Consider the following 19,754-nt stretch of genomic DNA (forward strand, 5'->3'; position numbering starts at 1 on the left):
TTTCCTCCCCGTCGCTGCTCGCGTACGTGGCCTCGACCGTCGCCCGCGTGGTCGACCCGGGCGCGATCGAGCCCATCACCAACGTCGAGGCGCTCTTCCTCCGGCACTACGCCGGCGCCCCCGGGCGTGATAGAGCGTCAGTACCCAGTCGGATCCGCACCCACAGGATCCGCACCCAGCAGACTCCGGCCGAGCGCTGTCGACACAGGAAGGCGGGAGATCCCCGTGCCACGACCGTTCACCACCGAGGACTACACCGCCCGGCTCGCCCGGGCCACCGCCGACGCGTCCGCCGTCGGGCTCACCGGCCTGGTCGTCGCGCCCGGCCCCGACCTGCTCTACCTCAGCGGCTACCAGCCCACCGCGATCACCGAGCGGCTGACCGCGCTCGTCCTCTCCACCGGACGCGAACCCGCCCTGATCGTCCCCACGTTGGAGCGTCCGGACGCCGAGAAGGCGGCCGGCGCCCCCGCCCTGCGGCTGGTCGACTGGACCGACGGCGAGGACCCCTACGCCACCGCCGTCCCGCTGCTCGACCCGGCCGGGCGGTACGGCGTCTCCGACAACGCCTGGGCTATGCACCTGCTCGGCCTCCAGGCCGCCCTGCCCGGCACCGGCTGGACGTCACTCACCGAGGCGCTGCCGATGCTGCGGGCGGTCAAGGGCACCGACGAGCTGGAGCGCCTGGCCGCGGCCGGCGGCGCCGCGGACGCCGCCTACCGGGGCATCCTGGAGGTGGAGTTCGCCGGCCGGCGGGAGACCGACGTGGCCGCCGACCTCACCGCGCTGCTCATCCAGTACGGGCACAGCCAGGTCGACTTCACCGTAGTCGGCTCCGGCCCTAACGGCGCCAACCCGCACCACGAGGCCGGCGACCGGGTCATCCGGCCCGGCGACACCGTCGTCCTGGACTTCGGCGGCCTCAAGGACGGCTACGGATCCGACACCACCCGGACCGTGCACGTCGGCGCCGACGTGCCGGACGAGGTGCGGAAGGTGCACGACGTCGTCCGGCGCGCGCAGCAGACCGCGTTCGAGGCCGTCCGGCCCGGGGTGAGCTGCCAGGAGATCGACCGGATCGCCCGACGGGTGATCACCGACGCCGGGTACGGCGAGTACTTCATCCACCGGACCGGCCACGGCATCGGCATCACCACGCACGAGCCGCCGTACCTGGTCGAGGGCGAGGAGCGGCCGCTCGTCCCCGGCATGTGCTTCTCGATCGAGCCCGGCGTCTACCTGCCCGGCCGGTTCGGAGTGCGGATCGAGGACATCGTGACGGTGACCGAGCAGGGCGGACGGCGGTTCAACAACACGCCGCACGAGCTGGGCATCGTGTCGTAGCCGCCCCCCGACGGGCGGTCCCGACTGGGCTTTCTGAGTCTTTTCTGTGCGACGGGCCGTTCGCGTGAAGAGTCCTCCAAGAATGCCTTGCTAGCTTCGACCGGCATGACCAAACTGCTCCGCCCGGCGCCGCTCCCACCCACGCGCGCCGGGCGGCTGCGTCCGGTGACCCGGCCGCAGCCCGGTGCGCGCGCCAGCGCCCTGGCCCGGCTCCGGCTGCTGGCGTGGCCGCTCTACCTCCTCGCCCTGCTCTGGTACCTGCGGACGTACGGGCTGCCGTACTCCAACGACGTGGTGTTCTGCTGGCTGATCGGCGCGCTGCTGGCCGCGGCCGTGCACAGCGGGCACGGACGGCGCGGCTTCCTGCTCGTCCTGCGGGACTGGGTCCCGGTGATGGCCGCCGTCTGGGCGTACTCGCTGCTGCGCGGCTACGGCGCGCACACGCCGTGGGCCCCGCACTGGCGGCCGCAGCTGCGCGCCGACGAGGTGCTCGGCCTCGGTGAGACCTGGACCGTCCGCCTCCAGAACGGGCTCTACACCCCCGGCTCGCCGCGCTGGTACGACTACGCCGCGGTCACCGTCTACATGTCCCACTTCTTCATGGTCTTCGTGGTGCTGGCCGTACTCTGGCGGCGCCACCACGACCGGTTCAGGCAGCTGCTCGGCTGCTACCTCGCGCTGACGTTCGCCGGCTTCGCGACGTACCTCCTCTACCCCGCCGACCCGCCGTGGCTCACCGCCCAGGAGGGGCACATGCCGGCGCTCACCCGGGTGGTGTCGGACGTCCTCACCGGGAGCGGGCTCCAGCGGGCCGGGTCGATCTTCGAGAACGGCAGCCGGTTCGCCAACGACGTCGCCGCGATGCCCTCGCTGCACTCCGCCTACCCGGCGATGCTGCTCTTCTTCTTCTGGCCGACGGCCTCCCGCGGGCTGCGGGTGCTGCTCTTCGCGTACCCGCTCGCGATGGCGTTCACCCTGGTGTACGGGGCGGAGCACTTCATCGTCGACATCTTCGCGGGCTGGGCGTACGCGGCGGTGGTGGTGTTCGGCGCGCGGTGGCTGCGGGCGCGGCGACGGGCCCGGCAGAAGGAGCTGTTGCGGGACGGGCCGACGGCGGTGCCCGAGGCGGCCCCCGGGGTGTCGCTCCGGCCCTGACCGGCGAGGACGGGGCGAGGCGGCGGCGCGGATCGGGGTCGGCGCGGATCGCGGCCGGCGCGGGTCGGAGCCGGCGCGGGTCGGAGCCGGCGCGGCTCCGGCGGCCGGGTCGGAGGGCCTGGCGGCGGTACCTTCGCCGGCCGAACGGCCCGCCCGCAGGGCCGCCGTGGCGCCGTCGGCCCCTCCCCCATGGGCCAGACTGGGGCGGTGCCCACTCCCCTGAAGCCCACCGCCGAACAGCTGCTCGCCGCCCGCGACACCACCATCCCGGACGTCGCCGCCCCCGGACTGCGGGTGCTGTTCTGCGGGATCAACCCCGGGCTCTGGTCCGGCGCCACCGGCCACCACTTCGCCCGCCCGGGCAACCGCTTCTGGCCCGCCCTGCACCGCTCCGGCTTCACCCCGCGCCAACTCCGCCCGGACGAACAGGCCGAACTGCTCGGCCTCGGTCTCGGCATCACCAACGTCGCCCCGCGCGCCACCGCCAAGGCGGACGAACTCACCGCCGACGAACTGCGCGAGGGCGGCGCCGCCCTAGCCGACCGGGTGCTGCGGCTGCGCCCGGGCGTCCTGGCCGTGCTCGGCATCGGCGCCTACCGGACGGCCTTCGGGCGGCGGACGGCGTCCGTCGGACGCCAGGAGGAGGGCATCGGGGAGACCGAGGTCTGGGTGCTGCCCAACCCGAGCGGCCTCAACGCGCACTACACACTCGACGGGCTGGCCGAGGAGTTCCGGCGGCTCCGCGAGGCGGTGCGGTAGCCGCGTCGGCGTGCGCGGCCGCGCGGGGCTCAGGCACGCAGGAACTCCAGGACGGCCAGCACCCGGCGGTGGGTCTCCTCGGCCGGGGGCAGGTCCAGCTTCATGAGGATGTTGCCGATGTGCTTGCCCACCGCCGCGTCCGACACCACCAGCTCACGGCAGATCGCCGCGTTGGACCGGCCCTCCGCCATCAGCGCCAGCACCTCGCGCTCGCGCGGGGTCAGCCGCTCCAGCGGGTCCCGGCGGCGGCGCAGCAGCTGCCGCACCACCTCCGGGTCGACCACCGTGCCGCCGGCCGCGACCGTGCCGACCGCAGCCGCGAACTCCTCCACCTGGCCGATCCGGTCCTTCAGCAGGTAGCCCACGCCCGATCCGTCCCCGGAGTCCAACAGCTCGGCCGCGTAGGAGCGTTGCACGTACTGGCTGAGGACGAGCACCGGCAGCCCCGGGCGCCGTCCGCGCAGCGCCACGGCGGCCCGCAGACCCTCGTCGGTCTGGCCCGGCGGCATCCGGACGTCGGTGATGACGATGTCCGGCGTGTGCTCGGCGACGGCCTCGTGCAGCGCCTCGGCGTCGCCGACGGCGGCCACCACCCGGTGGCCGAACCGGCCCAGCAGGCCGATCAGGCCCTCGCGCAGCAGCACGCCGTCCTCGGCGAGGACGATGTCCAGAGGGGTGACCCCGGACCGGCCGGGGCGACCCACCGACTCACCGGAGTGGCTCACGGACCGTACGGGGTGACCCACCGGCTCACCGGGGTGGCTCACAGGCTGATCGGGGTGCACGGGATCTCCACACGCAACAGGGTCGGCCCGCCGGGCGGGCTGCTCACCGCCAGTGTGCCGTCCACGACGGCGACCCGGTCGGCCAGGCCGGTCAGCCCGCTGCCGGCCGCCGGGTCGGCGCCGCCCCGGCCGTCGTCCGCGACCTCGATCGTCAACCGGCCGTCCACGTACCGGCCGTCGACGCGGGCCCGGCCGGCGCCGCTGTGCTTGGCGATGTTGGCGAGCGCCTCGGAGACGGCGAAGTAGCCGGCCGACTCGACCGGGGCCGGCAGCCGCCCTGGCAGGTCGAAGCGGGTGGCCACGGGAACGGGCGAGCGGTCGGCGGCATCCGCGCAGGCGTCCGGCAGGCCGCGGTCGGTGAGCACCTGGGGGTGGATGCCGTTGATCAACTCGCGGAGCTCGGCCAGGACTTCGCCCGCCTGACGGTGCGCCTCGGCCAGCCGGGCGGAGAGCTCGCCGCCCGGCTCCGCATCCAGCCGGGCCAGGCCGAGCGTCATCGTCAGCGCGACCAGGCGCTGCTGGGCACCGTCGTGCAGATCACGCTCGATCCGGCGTCGCTCCGCCTCGAAGGCGTCCACCAACCGGGCCCGGGAGCTGACCAGTTCGCCGATCCGCCGCTCCTGCCCGCCCGGCCCGGCCACCAGCCGGACCAGCGCCGCCCGGCCCGCCGCCACCGCGGTCAGCGGGTACGCGAGCAGCGGGAGCAGCAAAGCCCCGCCCACCCCGAACAGGGCCGCGACGGGCAGGGAGTGGACCTGCCAGAGCTTCAGCACGTTCACCTGCTCGCCGTCCAGCAGCAGCAACGGCAGCGCGGCGAGCAGGTACCCGGGCACGGCGAGGGCGCAGCCGACCACCACCAGGTCGATCGGCCAGAGCACGAACGCGGCGAGGCCGGTGAGGCCCAGCTCGCGCCAGGTCGCCTGCTCCCGGTAGCGCAGGCGCAGCCAGGCCGGGAGGCCGGGGCGGTCGGGCACGCGATGCGGGTCGGGGACGCCCGTACCGTCGAGGAGGCGCAACAGCCGCCGCTCCCACGCCGCGTACGGCACCCCGACCAGCGCCAGCGCCGCCAGCAGCGGCAATCCGACCAGTAGCACCGCCAACACCCCGGCGACCACCCCGGCCACCAGCAGCCCGGCGCAGAGCACCAGTCCGGCCACCCCGCTCACCAGCAGATACGCCGCCGCCCGCCACGGCGCCCCCGACCGCAGGAACCCCGGCTGCAGGAACCCCGGCCGCGCCGGCTCCGCCCACAGTGCCCTCAGGTCCATCGCCCCCACCCTCCGCCCCCCGTCCGCCTCGCCGCCCACCCTAGGCAGCGGCGGGCGCGGTGTCGGTAGGGCCCGGCCTACCTTCCGGGGCGGGGTTGCCGCCGCACAGGACGTCGGCCCCGGCGGCGTCCCGTGCGGCGGCAACCCCGTGACGACCCCTACGGGTAGGGCGGGCCCCACCTCCCGGGGTGGGGCCCGGCCTGCTGACCGGGACCGGGGCGGGCCGGTTGGCTGGACGGCATGAGAATGGTGCGGATCGCGCTCAAGTCCCTGCAATCACGGTGGGTTTCACTGCTCGGCGCATTCATCGCCCTCACCCTCGGCGTCGCGATGACGGCGGTGATGCTGCTCGGGCTGGCCGCCGCCGTGGGCGCGCCCGGCGGGGAGGAGCTGGTGTCGCTCGTCGCGGCGCTCGGCACGGCCGGCGGGGTGAGCGCGTTCGTCTCGGCGTTCGTCGTCGCGTCCACCTTCTCGTACACGGTCGCGCAGCGCCGTCGTGAACTGGGCCTGCTCCGGCTGGCCGGCGCGACCCGGGCACAGGTCCGGCGGACGGTGCTCGCCGAGGCGCTGGTCCTCGGCACCGCCGCCTCCGCGACCGGCTGCGCACTCGGCCGGCTCGGCGCGCCCGCCCTCGTCCGGTGGCTCGCGGACGTCGGCATGGCCCCGGCCGGCTTCGGGCTCGCCGACGTGACGTGGCCGCTGCACGGCGCCTTCTGGACCGGCCTGCTGGTCGCCCTCGGCGGCGTCGCGGTGGCGGCCCGCCGGGCCGGCCGGGTCAGTCCGCTGGACGCGCTGCGCGCCGCCGACCTCGACTCCGGGGCGATGACCGCCGGCCGTCTGCTCTGGGGCCTCGGGCTGCTGCTCACGGCCGCCGCCCTGACCGGGGCGGCGCTCGCCGGCGACCCCGCCGACCTGCTGCACCGCAAGACCTACACCACCCGGCCGATGCTGCTGATCTCGGCCTGCGGTCTGCTCGCCCCGCTCCTCGCCCGCCCGCTGGTGCACCTGCTCACCTGGCTCCCGGTCCGGTTCACCGCGTACGCCGGCCGGTTGGTGCGCGGGAACGCCGCGGCGGCAGTCCGCCGGACGGGGGCGGTGGCCGCGCCGGTGCTGGTGTCGGTAGCGCTCACCGGCTCGCTGGCCGGGGCGCTGGACACGGTGAGCGCCGCCCGGACCGCCGAGGCCGCCGCCCGGACCGCCGCCGATCTGGTGGTGGTCCCCTCCTCCCGGCCGAGCCAGCTCGCCGAGGCCCTGCGCGCCGTCCCCGGCACCGCCGCCGTCTCCCCCACCGCGCCCACCACGCTCGCGCTGGTCGAGCCGGACGGCAATGCGGTCAGGGCCGAGGCCCGGATGGCCGATCCGGCCGGACTGGCCGTGCTCGCCCGGCTGCCCGTCCGGTCCGGCTCGCCCGCCGGGCTGGCCGACGACACCATCGTGCTCCCCGCCGAGTGGGGCCGGACGGCCGGCGAGCCGGTACCGGTGATCCGGGCCGACGGCAGCCGCACCACGCTGCGGGTGGCCGCCGTCCTGCGCGACGGCCTCGGCGACAACGGCCTCTACGTGACCGCCCGCAACGCCCCCGGCGCACGGGTCGACCGGATCGAGGTGCGCCTGGCCCCCGGCATGGACCCGGCCGGGCGGGACACCGCCACCGCACGCGTCCGCGAGGCCGCCCGGCCGTACGGCGCCACGGTGTTCACGCGGGACGACTGGCTCGCCGCCACCGCCCCCGCCAATGCCCGGATCGCGTGGCTGCGGACCGCCCTGGTGCTCGGACTCGCCCTCGTCTACACCGGGATCGCGCTCGCCAACACCCTGCTGATGGCCACCGCCGACCGCCGCCGCGAACTGGCCCTGCTCCGGCTGGCGGGCGCCACCCGTGCCCAGGTGGTGCGACTGGTGACGGCCGAGTCGGTGCTGGTGGCGGCGGTCGGCTCACTCCTCGGCTGCGCGGTGGCCGCCGTCCAACTGGGCGCCATGCGTGCGGGGTTGGCACTGCTCGGGGCGTCGGCGCCGTGGACGCTGCCGTGGCGGCCGGTGGGCCTGGTGGCCGGGGGCTGCGTCCTGGTCGCGGCCGCCTGCGCCGCACCGGCCGCCGCCTGGGCCCTGCGGCATCGTCCGGTCACGGCGGCCGCGCGCTGACCGGCCCGCCCGGCGCTGCCCTCAGGCCGCCGCCAGCCCCTCCGGCAGTGCCAGCGCCCTCAGTTCACGGATCAGCGCCCGCACCGCCGCCGTCCCCGCCAGCTCCGGCGTGGTCCCGTACCCGACGGAGCGGCTGGGCGGCTGCGGGCCGGCTCGCCCGGCTGCTCGGCGCCGGCCGGATCGTCGGCAGCACCGGTTCGGCCGCCAAGGCGATGCACCTCACCGGGCACCTCGGCTTCGACGCCGCCTTCGACTACCACGAGGGCCCGATCGCGGACCGGCTCCGCGAGGCCGCACCCGAGGGCCTCGACGTCTACTTCGACAACGTCGGCGGCGACCACCTCGAAGGTGCCATCACCGCCCTGCGCGACCACGGCCGGATCGCCTGGTGCGGCGCCGTCGCCCAGTACAACCACCTCCAGGACCCGCCCGCCGCACCGCGCAACCTGTACGACGTGGTCGGCAAGAGCCTTCGCCTGGAGGGCTTCCTCGTCCGCAACCACCTCGACGCCCGCCCGGAGCTGTACGACTTCCTCGTCCCGCACCTGCGCTCGGGCGCCGTGGTCCCGGACGAGACCGTCGTCCGGGGCTTCGAGAACGTCGTGGACGCCTTCCTCGGCATGCTCCGCGGCACCAACACCGGCAAGATGATCGTCCAGCTCACCGACGCGCCCTGACGGCTCAGCGCCCGCCGAACTTCTCGTCCGTGAACACGACCTCACGCCCCAGCGGCATCAGCGAGATCGGGATCATCTTCAGGTTGGCCCACCCGAACGGGATCCCGATGATCGAGATGAACAGCGGGATGCTCGTGACCAGGTGCATCAGCGCCAGCCACCACCCCGCGAACACCAGCCAGATCACGTTCCCCACGCAGGACGGCGCCCCGGCGTCCGGCTTCTCCACCGTCGTCCGCCCGAACGGCCAGATGACGAAGCCGGCGATGCGGAACGCGGCGATGCCGAACGGGATCGTGATGATGAGAACGCAGCAGACGATTCCCGCGATCACGTAGCCGATCGCCATCCAGATGCCACAGAAGATCAACCAAATGGCGTTCAGGACGAACTCGATCACCTTCATGGTCGGCACCCTCTCACGGCCGACGGTCGGCCCCTACGACCCATCGTCCCCGCCCGCGGCCGTGTCTACGCCGTCCGGGGCCGCGCACTGGTCGGGCAACCCCTACAGCGGGGTGACCGCCTTCAGGACCAGGAGCAGCGCCACCGCCGCGTTGAGCGCGCAGAGCGCGGACGCCGCCGTGCCGATGGCGGCGACCATGGCGGCCAGGCCGGCCCGGCTGTGGGCCGGGGGCCAGTTGCGGGCGGACGGGACCGGGCCGAGGAGGGCGGCGACGCGGCGGGGGACGGGGCCGGGGGCGGCGAACGCGGCGAACCCGGGGGCCGGCGGCCGGTGGGAGGCGAGGGCGGCGCGGGCGACGGCGCGGGCGGTGACCCGCCGGTCGCCGACCGCCTGGGCCGACTCCTCGTCCGCCCAGCGCTCCGCGCTGTACGCCACCGCGTGCTGCAGGGGGCGCAGGAACGGGTTCACACAGCCCGCGAGCTGGGTGGCCAGCAGATAGCGGTGGTGCCGGTGTGCGAGGTGGGCGCGCTCGTGGGCGAGCAGGGCGGCGCGCTCGTCGTCGGGGAGGCCGGCCAGCATGCCGGTGGAGACGACGACGCGCCCGGGCGAGCGGGAGGAGCCAGGCAGCGCGAAGGCGTACGGGACGGGGTCGGGGAGCAGGGCCACGTCGGAGGGGCCGTCCCCGGGCAGTTCGCGGCCGAGCGCGTGCCGGGCGCGGGTCCGGATCCGCAGGTGGCGGACGGCGGTCCACAGGAGGGCGAGGAGGACGACCGTCAGCAGGCAGATCGCCGCCGTCCCGACCGTCTCGTGGTACGGCAGCGCCGCCCGCACCTCCGGGTCGGACCAGGTGTCCGGCAGGGGGTTGCCCGGGAGCTGGGCGGTGCCCACCACGCCGGTCAGGCCAAGGCAGACCGCGCTGCACAGCGCCATCACCGCGCTGATCACGGTGAGCAGCCGGGTGGCGCCGCGCGGGTGCAGGTGCTGCTCGGCGAGGCGGGCGATCGGTACCGCGGTCAGCGGCAGGATGAGCGGGAGGAAGACGAAGACGCCCACGGGTCAGCTCTCGGGGTGGGCCACAGCGGGATCGGCGGAGGCGCTCTCCAGGGCCGGAGCGTCCAGGCCGCCGTCCAGCGCCGCGCTGTCCAGCAGCGTCCGCAGCAGTTCCTCGTCGTGCGGCAGCAGCGCGGTGACGAAGCTGGCCAGCACCGCGTCCCGGTCCGGCTCGCCGTCGAGCATCCGCCGCATCCGCAGCGCGGCCAGCCCCGCCGCGTCGGAGGCCGCCTGCCACAGGTAGGAGCGGCCCGAACGGCTGCGCGAGACGGCCTTCTTGGCGTGCAGCCGGGACAGGATGGTCATCACCGTGGTGTACGCCAGGCCGCCCTCCAGGCGTTCCTGCACCCACCCCGCGGTGGCCGGGCCGGGCGCCCGCTGGAGCACGGCCAGCACCTGCGCCTCCAGCTCGCCCTGGCCGCGCCGCCGGGCCCGCGGATCCCCGGCCGCCGGGGCGTGCCTCTCCTCTGCCATGACGGCCACTCCCTCCGGATGCCGCGCCCCGCAGCCGGGCGGGGCGCGTTCTCATCCTAACGAGCGCCCGGCCGGCAGCCCCAACGAGCAGGCCCCTCCCGGACCCGGCCGGTAGGCCCCGCCGAGCAGCCCCGACGAGCAGCCCCGCTGGGCAGGCCCGGCGATCGGGCCCGGCGCGGCCCGCGGCGGAGGCCCGGCTCAGCCCAGCGGCTCGCGCGCGTTCTGCCGCCGGTCCAGCTCGGCGATCTCGGGGTGGTTCAGGTCGAAGGCCGGGGATTCGGACCGGATCCGCGGCAGGGTGACGAAGTTGTGCCGCGGCGGCGGGCAGGAGGTGGCCCACTCCAGCGAACGGCCGTACCCCCACGGGTCGTCCTCCGTCACCTTCTCGCCGTACCGGGCGGTGTGCCAGACGTTGTAGAGGAACGGCAGCGTGGAGAGCCCCAGCAGGAAGGAGCCGATGCTGGAGACGGTGTTGAGCGTGGTGAACCCGTCCGAGGCCAGGTAGTCGGCGTACCGGCGCGGCATGCCCTCGGCGCCCAGCCAGTGCTGCACCAGGAAGGTGGCGTGGAAGCCGACGAAGAGGGTCCAGAAGTGGACCCGCCCGAGCCGCTCGTCGAGCATCCGTCCGGTGAACTTGGGCCACCAGAAGTGGAATCCGGCGAACATCGCGAACACCACCGTCCCGAACACCACGTAGTGGAAGTGGGCGACCACGAAGTACGAGTCGGAGACCTGGAAGTCGATCGGCGGCGCGGCCAGCAGGACGCCGGTCAGCCCGCCGAACAGGAAGGTGACCAGGAAGCCGATCGTCCAGAGCATCGGCGCCTCGAAGCTCAGCGAGCCCTGCCACATGGTGCCGATCCAGTTGAAGAACTTCACCCCGGTCGGGACGGCGATCAGCATCGTCATGATCGAGAAGAACGGCAGCAGCACCTGCCCGGTGACGAACATGTGGTGCGCCCAGACCGTGATCGACAGGCCGGTGATGGCGAGCGTCGCCGCGATCAGGCCGGAGTAGCCGAAGACCGGTTTCCGGCTGAAGACCGGGATGATCTCGGTGATGATGCCGAAGAACGGCAGCGCGATGATGTAGACCTCGGGGTGCCCGAAGAACCAGAACAGGTGCTGCCAGAGCAGCGCCCCGCCGTTGGCCGCGTCGAAGACGTGCGAGCCGAACTTGCGGTCCGACTCCAGGCAGAGCAGCGCCGCCGCCAGCACCGGGAACGCGAACAGCACCAGCACGGCGGTGAGCAGGACGTTCCAGACGAAGATCGGCATCCGGAACAGCGTCATCCCCGGCGCGCGGAGGCAGACGATCGTGGTGATGAAGTTGACCGAGCCGAGGATGGTCCCGAAGCCGGAGAGGGCCAGGCCCATGATCCACAGGTCGGCGCCGAGGCCCGGGCTGTGCTCGGCGCTGTTCAGCGGCGCGTAGGCGAACCAGCCGAAGTCGGCGGCGCCGTCGGGGGTGAGGAAACCGAAGAGGGCGATCAGCGAGCCGAACAGGTACAGCCAGTAGGCGAGCGCGTTGAGCCGGGGGAAGGCCACGTCGGGGGCGCCGATCTGCAGCGGCATGATCCAGTTGGCGAAGCCGGCGAACAGGGGCGTCGCGAACATCAGCAGCATGATCGTGCCGTGCATGGTGAAGAGCTGGTTGAACTCCCCGTTGCTGATCAGCTGCGTCCCGGGCCGGGCCAGTTCGATCCGCATCAGCATCGCCATCAGGCCGCCGACCAGGAAGAACAGGAACGAGGTGGTGATGTAGAGGGTGCCGATCCGCTTGTGGTCGGTGGTGGTCAGCCAGCCCACCAGGGCCTGGCCGCGCCGGCGGCGGCCGGCCGCGAGCCAGCGGTCCAGCCGGGGCGTCCGCGGCGGGTGCGGGGCCTGGTCCACGACGTCCTTCGGCAGAAGAGTCACGCTGCGCGCCTTCCGTGGTCGGGGCGGGCGGCGTCCGGGGCCGCCGGGGCGGCCGGACCGGGCCCGGACAGTGGTCGCCCCACGACTACCAGCTGCCGGCCGCGCGCCACGGCGGCCGCGCGGGCGTGTCACCCGAACAGCTGCGGCCGGGTTGCCCGCGCCTCCTGCACGACGGACGGTCGAACCCGTACGCCCGTTCGGTCCGGTTCGGTCCGATTCGGCCCTGGAGGAGCCCCATGAGCAGCCCGTCGTCGTCCGCCCCCGACCAGCCCCCGCCCTGGCGTTCCGGCACCGGGGCACCACCACCGCCGCCATCGGTCAACCGGTTCAGCGACTGGGCGCCCGGCCTGGTGATCTTCGCCGGTGTCCTGATGCTCATCAACGGCTTCATGGAGGCGCTGCGGGGCATCATGGCGGTCGCCGACGACGACCTATTCGTCACGACCCCGCGCTACGTCTTCCGGTTCGACCTCACCGGGTGGGGGTGGATCCACATCGTCATCGGCGCACTGGTCGCGGTGGTCGGTGCCTTCGTCCTCAAGGGCTCCGGCTGGGCCCGCTACGCGGGTATCTTCCTCACCGCGGTGAGCGCCCTCGAGAGCTTCCTGGCGATGCCGTACTACCCGCTCTGGTCGATCGTCGTGATCGCGCTGGACGTCTTCATCATCTGGGCGCTCTGCGTCTACCGCACCGAGGACGTCGCCTTCTGACCTGCCGACCGGCCGCCACGCCCGCGCCCGCGGCCGTCCCCGTGCCGGGGTGCGGGCGCGGCGCCGCGTCCGCGGGCCCTCTCGCGCAGAGGCGGATCGCTCTCGCACCGGGGCGCGGGCCTGGTTCCCGCACCGGGCGCGGGCGTCGTTCCCGCACCGGGGCGCGCCGGGTGATCACACACGGGCGCGCTGGGTGACCGCGATGCTGAGCAGCACCACCACCGCCGTGACCGGCGCCGCCGCCGGCAGGTCCTCGGCCAGCAGCAGCACCGACCAGACCAGCGTCAGCAGCGGCTGCGCCAGCTGGAGCTGGCTGGCCCTCGGCACCCCGATCAGCGCCATCCCCCGGTACCAGACCACGAACCCGCCGAACTGCGAGACCGCCGCCGTGTAGGCCAGCCCCGCCAGCGCCTTCGCGCCCAGGTGGACGGGCTCGGCCGTCAGGGCCAGGGCGGCGGCCACCACGGTGACCGGCAGCGCCGCGACCACCGCCCAGGCGATCACCTGCCAACCCGGCAGCTCCCGCGAGATCCGCCCGCCCTCGGCGTACCCGGCGGCGCAGATCAGCAGCGCGGCGAACAGGTAGAGGTCCGCGACGGTCGGCCGCCCGTGGCTCTGCAGCAGGGTGAAGGCCAGCACCGCCACCGCCCCGGCCAGCGCCGCCCCCCAGAAGGTCCGGGACGGCCGCCGGCCGGTGCGCAGCGCCGAGAACGCGGCGGTGGCGAGCGGCAGCACCCCGATGACGACCGCCGAGTGCGCCGTCGAGGAGGTCCGCAGCGCCAGGGTGGTGAGCAGGGGGAAGCCGAGCACGCAGCCGGCCGAGACCATCAGCAGCCCGGGCCAGTGCCGCCGCTCGGGGACGGGGACGCGGGCGGCCGCCAGGCAGACCGCGGCGAGCAGTCCGGCCAGTGCGCCGCGCAGCCCGGTCGACGTCCACGGGCCGAAGCCGGTCAGGGCCCAGGCGGTGGCCGGGAAGCTGAAGGAGAAGGAGAGGACACCGAGCGCGGCCAGTGCGGCGCCGGAGCCGCCCGGGGCGCCGGGAGTACCGCCCGAGCCGCCGGACGTACCGAAGGCGCTGGAGGTACCGGAGGCCGACGGACCCTGCGGTGCTATCGCCGCGGACCGGATAGCGCTATCTTGTGTCGTCATGAACGAGCGTAGCAGTGTGGCCGATCTCGCCGAAAGACTGCGACGCGAGGTCGAGCGCTATCCGGAAGGACGGAAGCTGCCGTCGAGCCGGGCCTTGGTGGAGCGTCACCAGGTCAGCCCGGTGACGGTCTCACGGGCGATGGCCGTGCTGGCCGCGGAGGGCCTGGTGGTCTCCCGGCCCGGCGCCGGGGTCTTCCGCACCGCCGCCTTCGCGGCCACCACCGCCTCACCGGCCGCCGCCCCGCCGCCGGCCCGTCCCGGCGACCTCTCCTGGCAGGAGGTCGCGCTGAGCGCCGACGCCGGCCAGCGCGACGTCGGCGCCGCGCCGCTGATCGCCACCCTCAACGTGCCGCCGCCCGACGTGATCGACCTCAACGGCGGCTACCCGCACGCCTCGCTGCTGCCGGAGCGGCTCCTGGCCGGCGCCCTCGCCCGGGCCGGACGGCGGCCCGGCGCCTGGGACCGGCCGCCGGTGGACGGGCTCACCGAGCTGCGCGGCTGGTTCGCCCGTGACATCGGCGGCAACGGCGGCCCGCTCGGCGCGGGCGACGTCCTGGTCACGGCGGGCGGGCAGAGCGCGCTCACCATCGCCCTGCGCTCGCTGGCCGCCCCGGGCGCCCCCGTCCTGGTGGAGTCGCCGACCTACCCCGGCATCCTCGCGGTCGCCCGCGCGGCCGGGCTGCGGGTGGTCCCCGTCCCGGTGGACGAGGACGGCGTCCGCACCGACCTGCTGGCCGCGGCCTTCGACACCACCCGGGCCCGGCTCTTCGTCTGCCAGCCGCTGTTCCAGAACCCGACCGGCGCCGTGCTCTCCCCCGAACGCCGCGCCGAGGTGCTGCGGATCGCCCGGACCGCCGGCGCCTTCGTCGTCGAGGACGACTTCGCCCGCCGCCTGGTCCACGCCGACTCCCCGGCGCTGCCGCGCCCGCTCGCCGCCGACGACCCGGACGGGGTGGTGGTGCACCTGCGCTCGCTGACAAAGGCCACCTCGCCCAACCTCCGGGTCGGCGCGCTCACCGCGCGCGGCCCGGCCCTGCAACGGCTACGGGCCACTCAGGTGGTGGACAGCTTCTTCGTGCCCCGGCCGCTCCAGGAGGCCGCCCTGGAGCTGGTCGCCGACCCGGGCTGGGCCCGGCACCTGCGCACCCTCGGCGCCGAACTCCGGGACCGCCGCACCGTCACCGTGGCCGCGCTGCGCCGCGAGCTCCCCGGTCTGCTCGGCGCGCACCGGCCGGGCGGCTACCACCTCTGGCTGCGTCTGCCCGGCGGCACCGACGACCGCGCACTCACCGCCGCCGCCCTGCGCGCCGGTGTCCTGGTCACCCCCGGCCAGCCCTACTACGCCGCGGAGCCGCCGGCCCCGCACCTGCGGCTGAGCTACGCCGCCGTGGACAGCACCGCCCACGCCGCCGAGGGCGTCCACCGGCTGCGGCGGGCGTACGAGGAGCTGACGGGCTGACGCGCGGAGCGCACCGGGCCACCCGCCGGGTGGCCGGGCCTTCAGCCCCGGTGGCCGGCTTCAGCCAGGTGGCCGGGCCCGAATGCCGGGTGGCCGGGCCTTCAGCCCCGGTGGCCGGACTCCGGCCCCGGCGGCCGGGCCTCAGACCCGGTAGCCGGCCATCCGCTCCAGGCGGGCGATCCGCTCCGCCATCGGCGGGTGCGTCGAGAACAGCTTCGCCCCCGCCTCGCCGGGCCGGAACGGGCTGGCGATCATCATGTGGCTGGCCGTCTGGAGCTGGGGCTCCGGCGGCAGCGGCAGCTGCCGGGTGCCCGCCTCCAGCTTGCGCAAGGCGCTCGCCAGGGCCAGCGGGTCGCCGGTGATCCGGGCGCCGTCGGCGTCGGCCTGGTACTCGCGGGAGCGGCTGACGCCCAGCTGGATCAGCGAGGCGGCCAACGGTCCGAGGATCATGATCGCAAGCAGTCCGAAGAGCCCGGGCCCGTCGTCGTCGTCACTGCGGCCGAACGGCACCAGCCAGGCGAAGTTCACCAGGAACATCACCACCGAGGCGAGCGCCCCGGCGACCGAGGAGATCAGGATGTCCCGGTTGTAGACGTGGCTCAGCTCGTGCCCGAGCACGCCCCGCAGCTCCCGCTCGTCCAGCAGTTGCAGGATGCCGTCGGTGCAGCAGACCGCCGCGTTGCGCGGGTTGCGGCCGGTCGCGAAGGCGTTCGGCGCCGGGGTGGGCGAGATGTAGAGGCGGGGCATCGGCTGGCGGGCGGAGGTGGAGAGCTCGCGGACGATCCGGTACAGCCGCGGCGCCTCGATCTCGCTGACCGGCCGGGCCCGCATGGCGCGCAGGGCGAGCTTGTCACTGTTCCAGTACGCGTAGGCGTTGGTCCCGAGGGCGACCAGCAGGGCCACCACGAAGCCGGTGCGGCCGAAGAAGCTGCCGATCACCAGGATCAGCGCCGAGAGGCCGCCGAGCAGTGCTGCGGTCCTCAGTCCGTTGTGCCGGCGGTGCACGGCAGGCCCTCCAATGGTGCGGTGGGGAAGCCCTCTCTGCCTCGTCCCTCTGCCCCGACAACGGGCGACGACGTCGGCCTTGTTCCCTTGCGACCACCGTGACACCCGCACGGCGCCCCCACCGGGCCGGGCCGGCTCTCCCCGGGCCACCGCCGGCCGGCTCCCCGGCCGTACCGGGCGGACCCACCCGGCCGTGGCCCCGCCCGCCTCAGAACAGGGTGCCGCCCACCACCTGGAGAACCAGCTGCGGAGCCACCGAGAGCACCACGGCCACGGAGGCGGTGAGCCCCAGGGTGGCGGCCAGCGAGGCCGGCAGCCGGCGCTCGGCGACGGCGGTGGCGGCGCCCTCCGCCGGAGCGAAGAGCCGCGCCGTCCAGAGCAGGTAGTAGTACAGAGCGATGACCACATTGACGACCATGACCACGGCCAGCCAGCCCAGCCCGGAGTCGACGGCGGCGCGGAACACCACCACCTTGCCGAACAGGCCGATCACGCCCGGCGGCAGTCCGGCCAGGCAGAGCAGGAAGAAGGCGAGCGCCAGGGCCGTCCAGCGGCTCCGGGCGAACAGGCCGCGGAAGTCGTCCACGCTGGTCCCGGCCCTGCGGCCGACCGCGGCGACCACGCCGAAGGCGCCCAGGTTCACCACGCCGTAGATCAGCGCGTACGCGGCGGTGGCGCCGAGCGGGTCGGTGCCGGTCGGCGCGTACCCGGCGGCGGCGAGCGGCACCAGCAGGTAGCCGGCCTGGCCGATCGAGGACCAGGCGAGCAGCCGCACCGCGCTGTACCGGGTGTCGAACCGCTGCCGCAGCGCGCCGACGTTGCCGACCGTCATGGTGGCGGCGGCCAGCACCGCCAGCACCAGGCCCCAGGTGTGCGCGTACGGGCGGAAGGCGATCGCGGTGACCAGCGCCAGGCCGGAGAGGCCCGCCGCCTTTCCGACCACCGAGAGGTAGCCGGCCACCGGCAGCGGGGCGCCGGTGTAGGTGTCGGGCACCCAGAAGTGGAACGGGACGGCGGCGACCTTGAAGGCGAAGCCGACCAGGGTCAGCACCGCGCCGGCCTCGGCCAGCGGCTTCAGCTGCGCGGGGGCGTGCTCCAGCCCGTCGGCGACCGCGGCCAGGTGCAGACTGCCGCTCGCGGCGTAGACGAAGCCGATGCCGAGCAGCATCACGGCGGTCGCGGTGACGGAGGAGAGGAAGAACTTCAGCGCGGCCTCGGCGCCCCGGCCGTCCCGGCGCAGCGCGACCAGTGCGAAGGCCGGCAGCGAGGCCACCTCCAGGGCGATCACCAGGGTGGCGAGGTCGCGGGAGGCGGGCAGCAGGGCGGCGCCGGTGGCGCTGGAGAGCAGCAGGAACCAGTACTCGCCGGCGGGCAGCTTCTCGTCGTCCACGGTGTGCGCCGAGAGCAGCGCGGCGATCAGCGCGCCGCCGAGCGCTAGCAGCTGGAAGACCAGGGCGAAGTGGTCGGCGACGTACGAGCAGCCTGCCGTGGCGGAGCCGCTGGTCAGCGGAGTGTCAGTGGCCCCTGTTACGTTCTGCGCACAGAAGGTGACCCGGGGTGATCCTCCGGTGAGCGGGAGGAGCGCGATGAGCGCGAGGGCGAGTCCGGCGGCGGTGAGCCGGCCGAGCAGCTTCTTGTGGCGCGCGGGCAGGAAGAGGTCGGCGACCAGCACGGCGAGGGCGGCCAGGGCGGCGATCAGCGGGGGCGCGATCGCCACCCAGTCCACGGACTGGATCAAGCTGCCCGGGTTGGCTACGGCGAGGGAGGTCACAGTGGGCTGCCCCGTGGAGTGAGGTCCGAGTGCGGTGCCGGTCGCGGCGCCGAGCTGCGTACTGGTGCCGAGCTGCGCGCCGAGGAGCTGCGCGCCGAGCGTGGTGCCGGGCATGATCAGCCACCCCCGAGGAGGTGCTTGACGGCGGGTTCGGAGAGACCGAGCAGGAGCGCGGGCCAGAGGCCGGCGAGCAGGGTGAGGGCGGCCAGCGGCGTCCAGCTGACGGCCTCGTAGGGGCGCAGGTCGGCCGGCTCCACCGGGGCGGGCTGCTTCGGGTCGCCCATGCAGACGCGCTTGACCACGATCAGCAGGTACGCGGCGGTGAGGAGGGTGCCGAGGCCGGCCAGGACCATGTAGGTGACGAAGGCGGGGCGCGAGAGGCCGTCGGCCGGGTCGAACGCGCCGAACATCGCGAGCAGCTCGCCCCAGAAGCCGGCCAGCCCGGGCAGTCCGAGGCTGGCGACGGCGGCGAAGGCGAGCAGTCCGCCGATCCGCGGTGCCCGCCCGTAGAGGGCGGCGCCGGTGCCGCCCGCGAGCGTGTCGAGGTCGGCGGTGCCGTAGCGGTCCTTGAGCGCGCCCACGACGAAGAAGAGCAGACCGGTGATCAGACCGTGCGCGATGTTGGCGAACAGCGCGCCGTTGACGCCCACCTGGGTGAGGGAGGCGATGCCCAGCAGGACGAAGCCCATGTGGCCGACGGACGAGTACGCGATCAGGCGCTTGAGGTCGCCCTTCGCCCCCGGCCGGGCCAGCGCGAGACAGGCCAGCGAGCCGTAGACGATGCCGACGGTGGCGAACGCGCCCAGGTAGGGGGCGAGCGTCGTGGTGCCATCCGGGACGACCGGGAGGAGGACGCGGACCAGACCGTACGTACCCATCTTCAGCAGCACGCCGGCGAGCAGCACGGAGCCGACCGTCGGGGCCGCCGTGTGCGCGTCCGGGAGCCAGCTGTGCAGCGGCCAGGCGGGGGCCTTGACCGCGAGCCCGACCATGATCGCCAGCGCGGCGATCACCTGAGTGGTGTGGCTCAGACCGTTGCCGTGCGCGGCGGCCAGGGCCTGCATGTCGAAGGTGCCCGCCTTGCTGCCGACCAGCAGGAAGCCGAGCAGCATCACGGCCGAGCCGAGCAGCGTGTACAGGATGAACCGGTTGGCGGCCGGCACCTTCGCCCCGCTGCCCCAGCGGGCGATCAGGAAGTACATCGGGATCAGCACGATCTCGAAGGCCAGGAAGAAGAGCAGGAGGTCCAGCACCGCGAAGGTGGCGAGCATCCCGACTTCGAGGAGGAGGAACAGCCCGGTGAAGGCCCGGGCCGACGGCACGTCCTCCCCGGTGGGCAGCCGCTTCTCCGAGTACAGCGCACAGAGGAAGGTCAGCAGCGAGGTCAGCACGATCAGCGGGAGCGAGATGCCGTCCACGCCGAGGTGGAACCGCACGCCGATGGCCGGGATCCAGGACACATCGGTGGTGGCCTGCATCCGGCCGGGTTCGTCGTGGTCGAAGCCGGCCGCCAGGGCGACGGTCAGCAGCAGCACCACGCCGGTGACGACGGTGTTCAGCCGCAGCGCGCGCCGGTCGGCGGCCGCCGCGTCGGCGCCGAACACCGGCGCCAGGGTCAGGGCGGCGCCGGCCAGCGGCAGCACCAGGAGGGCGATGAGGACTGCGTTCATCGGGGGCTCCTAC

At 74.5% G+C, this 19,754-nt stretch carries 16 protein-coding genes and 2 pseudogenes; 7 read left to right on the plus strand and 11 right to left on the minus strand.

Features of this window, described 5'->3' with window-relative positions; all coding sequences use genetic code 11:
- Positions 1-225: 225 nt before the first annotated feature.
- The 3 genes from ACZ3YO_RS16230 (at position 226) to mug (ending at position 3,258) form a co-directional block, all read left to right on the plus strand.
- Complete coding sequence (locus ACZ3YO_RS16230) at positions 226-1,344, plus strand: aminopeptidase P family protein (RefSeq protein WP_465569568.1); 1,119 nt, start codon at positions 226-228, stop codon at positions 1,342-1,344.
- A gap of 105 nt (positions 1,345-1,449) precedes the next feature.
- Entirely contained in the window at positions 1,450-2,499 is a 1,050-nt protein-coding gene (locus ACZ3YO_RS16235; protein WP_465569570.1) for a phosphatase PAP2 family protein, read from the plus strand.
- A gap of 189 nt (positions 2,500-2,688) precedes the next feature.
- Complete coding sequence (gene mug, locus ACZ3YO_RS16240; RefSeq protein WP_465569572.1) at positions 2,689-3,258, plus strand: G/U mismatch-specific DNA glycosylase; 570 nt, start codon at positions 2,689-2,691, stop codon at positions 3,256-3,258.
- A gap of 29 nt (positions 3,259-3,287) precedes the next feature.
- Here the strand turns inward: mug and ACZ3YO_RS16245 are convergent, their stop codons facing one another.
- Both ACZ3YO_RS16245 and ACZ3YO_RS16250 read right to left on the minus strand, forming a co-directional pair.
- Positions 3,288-3,962 (minus strand): response regulator, encoded by a 675-nt coding sequence (locus ACZ3YO_RS16245; protein ID WP_465569624.1) that lies wholly within the window; start codon positions 3,960-3,962, stop codon positions 3,288-3,290.
- A 59-nt stretch (positions 3,963-4,021) separates the two neighbouring features.
- Positions 4,022-5,311, minus strand: coding sequence for a sensor histidine kinase (locus ACZ3YO_RS16250; protein ID WP_465569574.1), 1,290 nt, complete (start codon positions 5,309-5,311; stop codon positions 4,022-4,024).
- A gap of 240 nt (positions 5,312-5,551) precedes the next feature.
- Here ACZ3YO_RS16250 and ACZ3YO_RS16255 point away from each other — a divergent pair, with 240 nt between their 5' ends.
- Positions 5,552-7,453: an FtsX-like permease family protein gene (locus tag ACZ3YO_RS16255; protein WP_465569576.1), complete on the plus strand. Its 1,902-nt coding sequence runs from the start codon at positions 5,552-5,554 to the stop codon at positions 7,451-7,453.
- 21 nt (positions 7,454-7,474) lie between these two features.
- On the opposite strand, the pseudogene ACZ3YO_RS16260 reads toward ACZ3YO_RS16255, so the two are convergent.
- Positions 7,475-7,603: pseudogene (locus ACZ3YO_RS16260) on the minus strand (LysR family transcriptional regulator); the annotation flags it as partial.
- Between ACZ3YO_RS16260 and ACZ3YO_RS16265 the strand changes: the two are divergent.
- Positions 7,594-8,130, plus strand: a pseudogene (locus ACZ3YO_RS16265) (zinc-binding dehydrogenase); the annotation flags it as partial. The pseudogenes ACZ3YO_RS16260 and ACZ3YO_RS16265 overlap by 10 nt on opposite strands.
- A gap of 4 nt (positions 8,131-8,134) precedes the next feature.
- On the opposite strand, the gene ACZ3YO_RS16270 reads toward ACZ3YO_RS16265, so the two are convergent.
- The 4 genes from ACZ3YO_RS16270 to ctaD form a co-directional block, all read right to left on the minus strand.
- Positions 8,135-8,536, minus strand: coding sequence for a YccF domain-containing protein (locus tag ACZ3YO_RS16270; RefSeq protein ID WP_396321517.1), 402 nt, complete (start codon positions 8,534-8,536; stop codon positions 8,135-8,137).
- Positions 8,537-8,638: 102 nt separating this feature from the next.
- Positions 8,639-9,589, minus strand: coding sequence for a M56 family metallopeptidase (locus ACZ3YO_RS16275; protein ID WP_465569578.1), 951 nt, complete (start codon positions 9,587-9,589; stop codon positions 8,639-8,641).
- Between the two features lie 3 nt (positions 9,590-9,592).
- Positions 9,593-10,060 carry a BlaI/MecI/CopY family transcriptional regulator gene (locus ACZ3YO_RS16280; RefSeq protein WP_465553393.1) on the minus strand — a complete coding sequence of 156 codons (468 nt, stop codon included), beginning with the start codon at positions 10,058-10,060 and terminating at the stop codon, positions 9,593-9,595.
- 198 nt (positions 10,061-10,258) lie between these two features.
- On the minus strand, positions 10,259-11,917 hold the full coding sequence (gene ctaD, locus ACZ3YO_RS16285; RefSeq protein ID WP_465569625.1) for an aa3-type cytochrome oxidase subunit I: 1,659 nt from the start codon (positions 11,915-11,917) through the stop codon (positions 10,259-10,261).
- Between the two features lie 296 nt (positions 11,918-12,213).
- Here ctaD and ACZ3YO_RS16290 point away from each other — a divergent pair, with 296 nt between their 5' ends.
- A complete protein-coding gene (locus ACZ3YO_RS16290) occupies positions 12,214-12,687 on the plus strand; it encodes a DUF7144 family membrane protein (RefSeq protein ID WP_465569580.1) in 474 nt (157 codons plus the stop codon).
- A gap of 174 nt (positions 12,688-12,861) precedes the next feature.
- Here the strand turns inward: ACZ3YO_RS16290 and ACZ3YO_RS16295 are convergent, their stop codons facing one another.
- Positions 12,862-13,836, minus strand: coding sequence for a DMT family transporter (locus tag ACZ3YO_RS16295; RefSeq protein ID WP_465569582.1), 975 nt, complete (start codon positions 13,834-13,836; stop codon positions 12,862-12,864).
- Here ACZ3YO_RS16295 and ACZ3YO_RS16300 point away from each other — a divergent pair.
- Entirely contained in the window at positions 13,835-15,295 is a 1,461-nt protein-coding gene (locus ACZ3YO_RS16300) for an aminotransferase-like domain-containing protein (RefSeq protein WP_465569584.1), read from the plus strand. The two genes, ACZ3YO_RS16295 and ACZ3YO_RS16300, sit on opposite strands and share 2 nt — an antisense overlap.
- Positions 15,296-15,436: 141 nt before the next feature.
- Here the strand turns inward: ACZ3YO_RS16300 and htpX are convergent, their stop codons facing one another.
- The 3 genes from htpX to ACZ3YO_RS16315 form a co-directional block, all read right to left on the minus strand.
- Positions 15,437-16,300, minus strand: a complete 864-nt coding sequence (gene htpX / locus ACZ3YO_RS16305) for a zinc metalloprotease HtpX (RefSeq protein ID WP_396321523.1) — start codon at positions 16,298-16,300, stop codon at positions 15,437-15,439.
- 208 nt (positions 16,301-16,508) lie between these two features.
- The gene (locus ACZ3YO_RS16310; protein WP_465569586.1) at positions 16,509-18,185 is read right to left on the minus strand and encodes an NADH-quinone oxidoreductase subunit N; all 1,677 of its coding nucleotides are present in this window, start codon (positions 18,183-18,185) and stop codon (positions 16,509-16,511) included.
- Between the two features lie 2 nt (positions 18,186-18,187).
- Positions 18,188-19,741 carry a complex I subunit 4 family protein gene (locus ACZ3YO_RS16315; RefSeq protein WP_465569588.1) on the minus strand — a complete coding sequence of 518 codons (1,554 nt, stop codon included), beginning with the start codon at positions 19,739-19,741 and terminating at the stop codon, positions 18,188-18,190.
- Positions 19,742-19,754: the final 13 nt, after the last annotated feature.

This window comes from Kitasatospora sp. NPDC022785 (assembly GCF_055561295.1).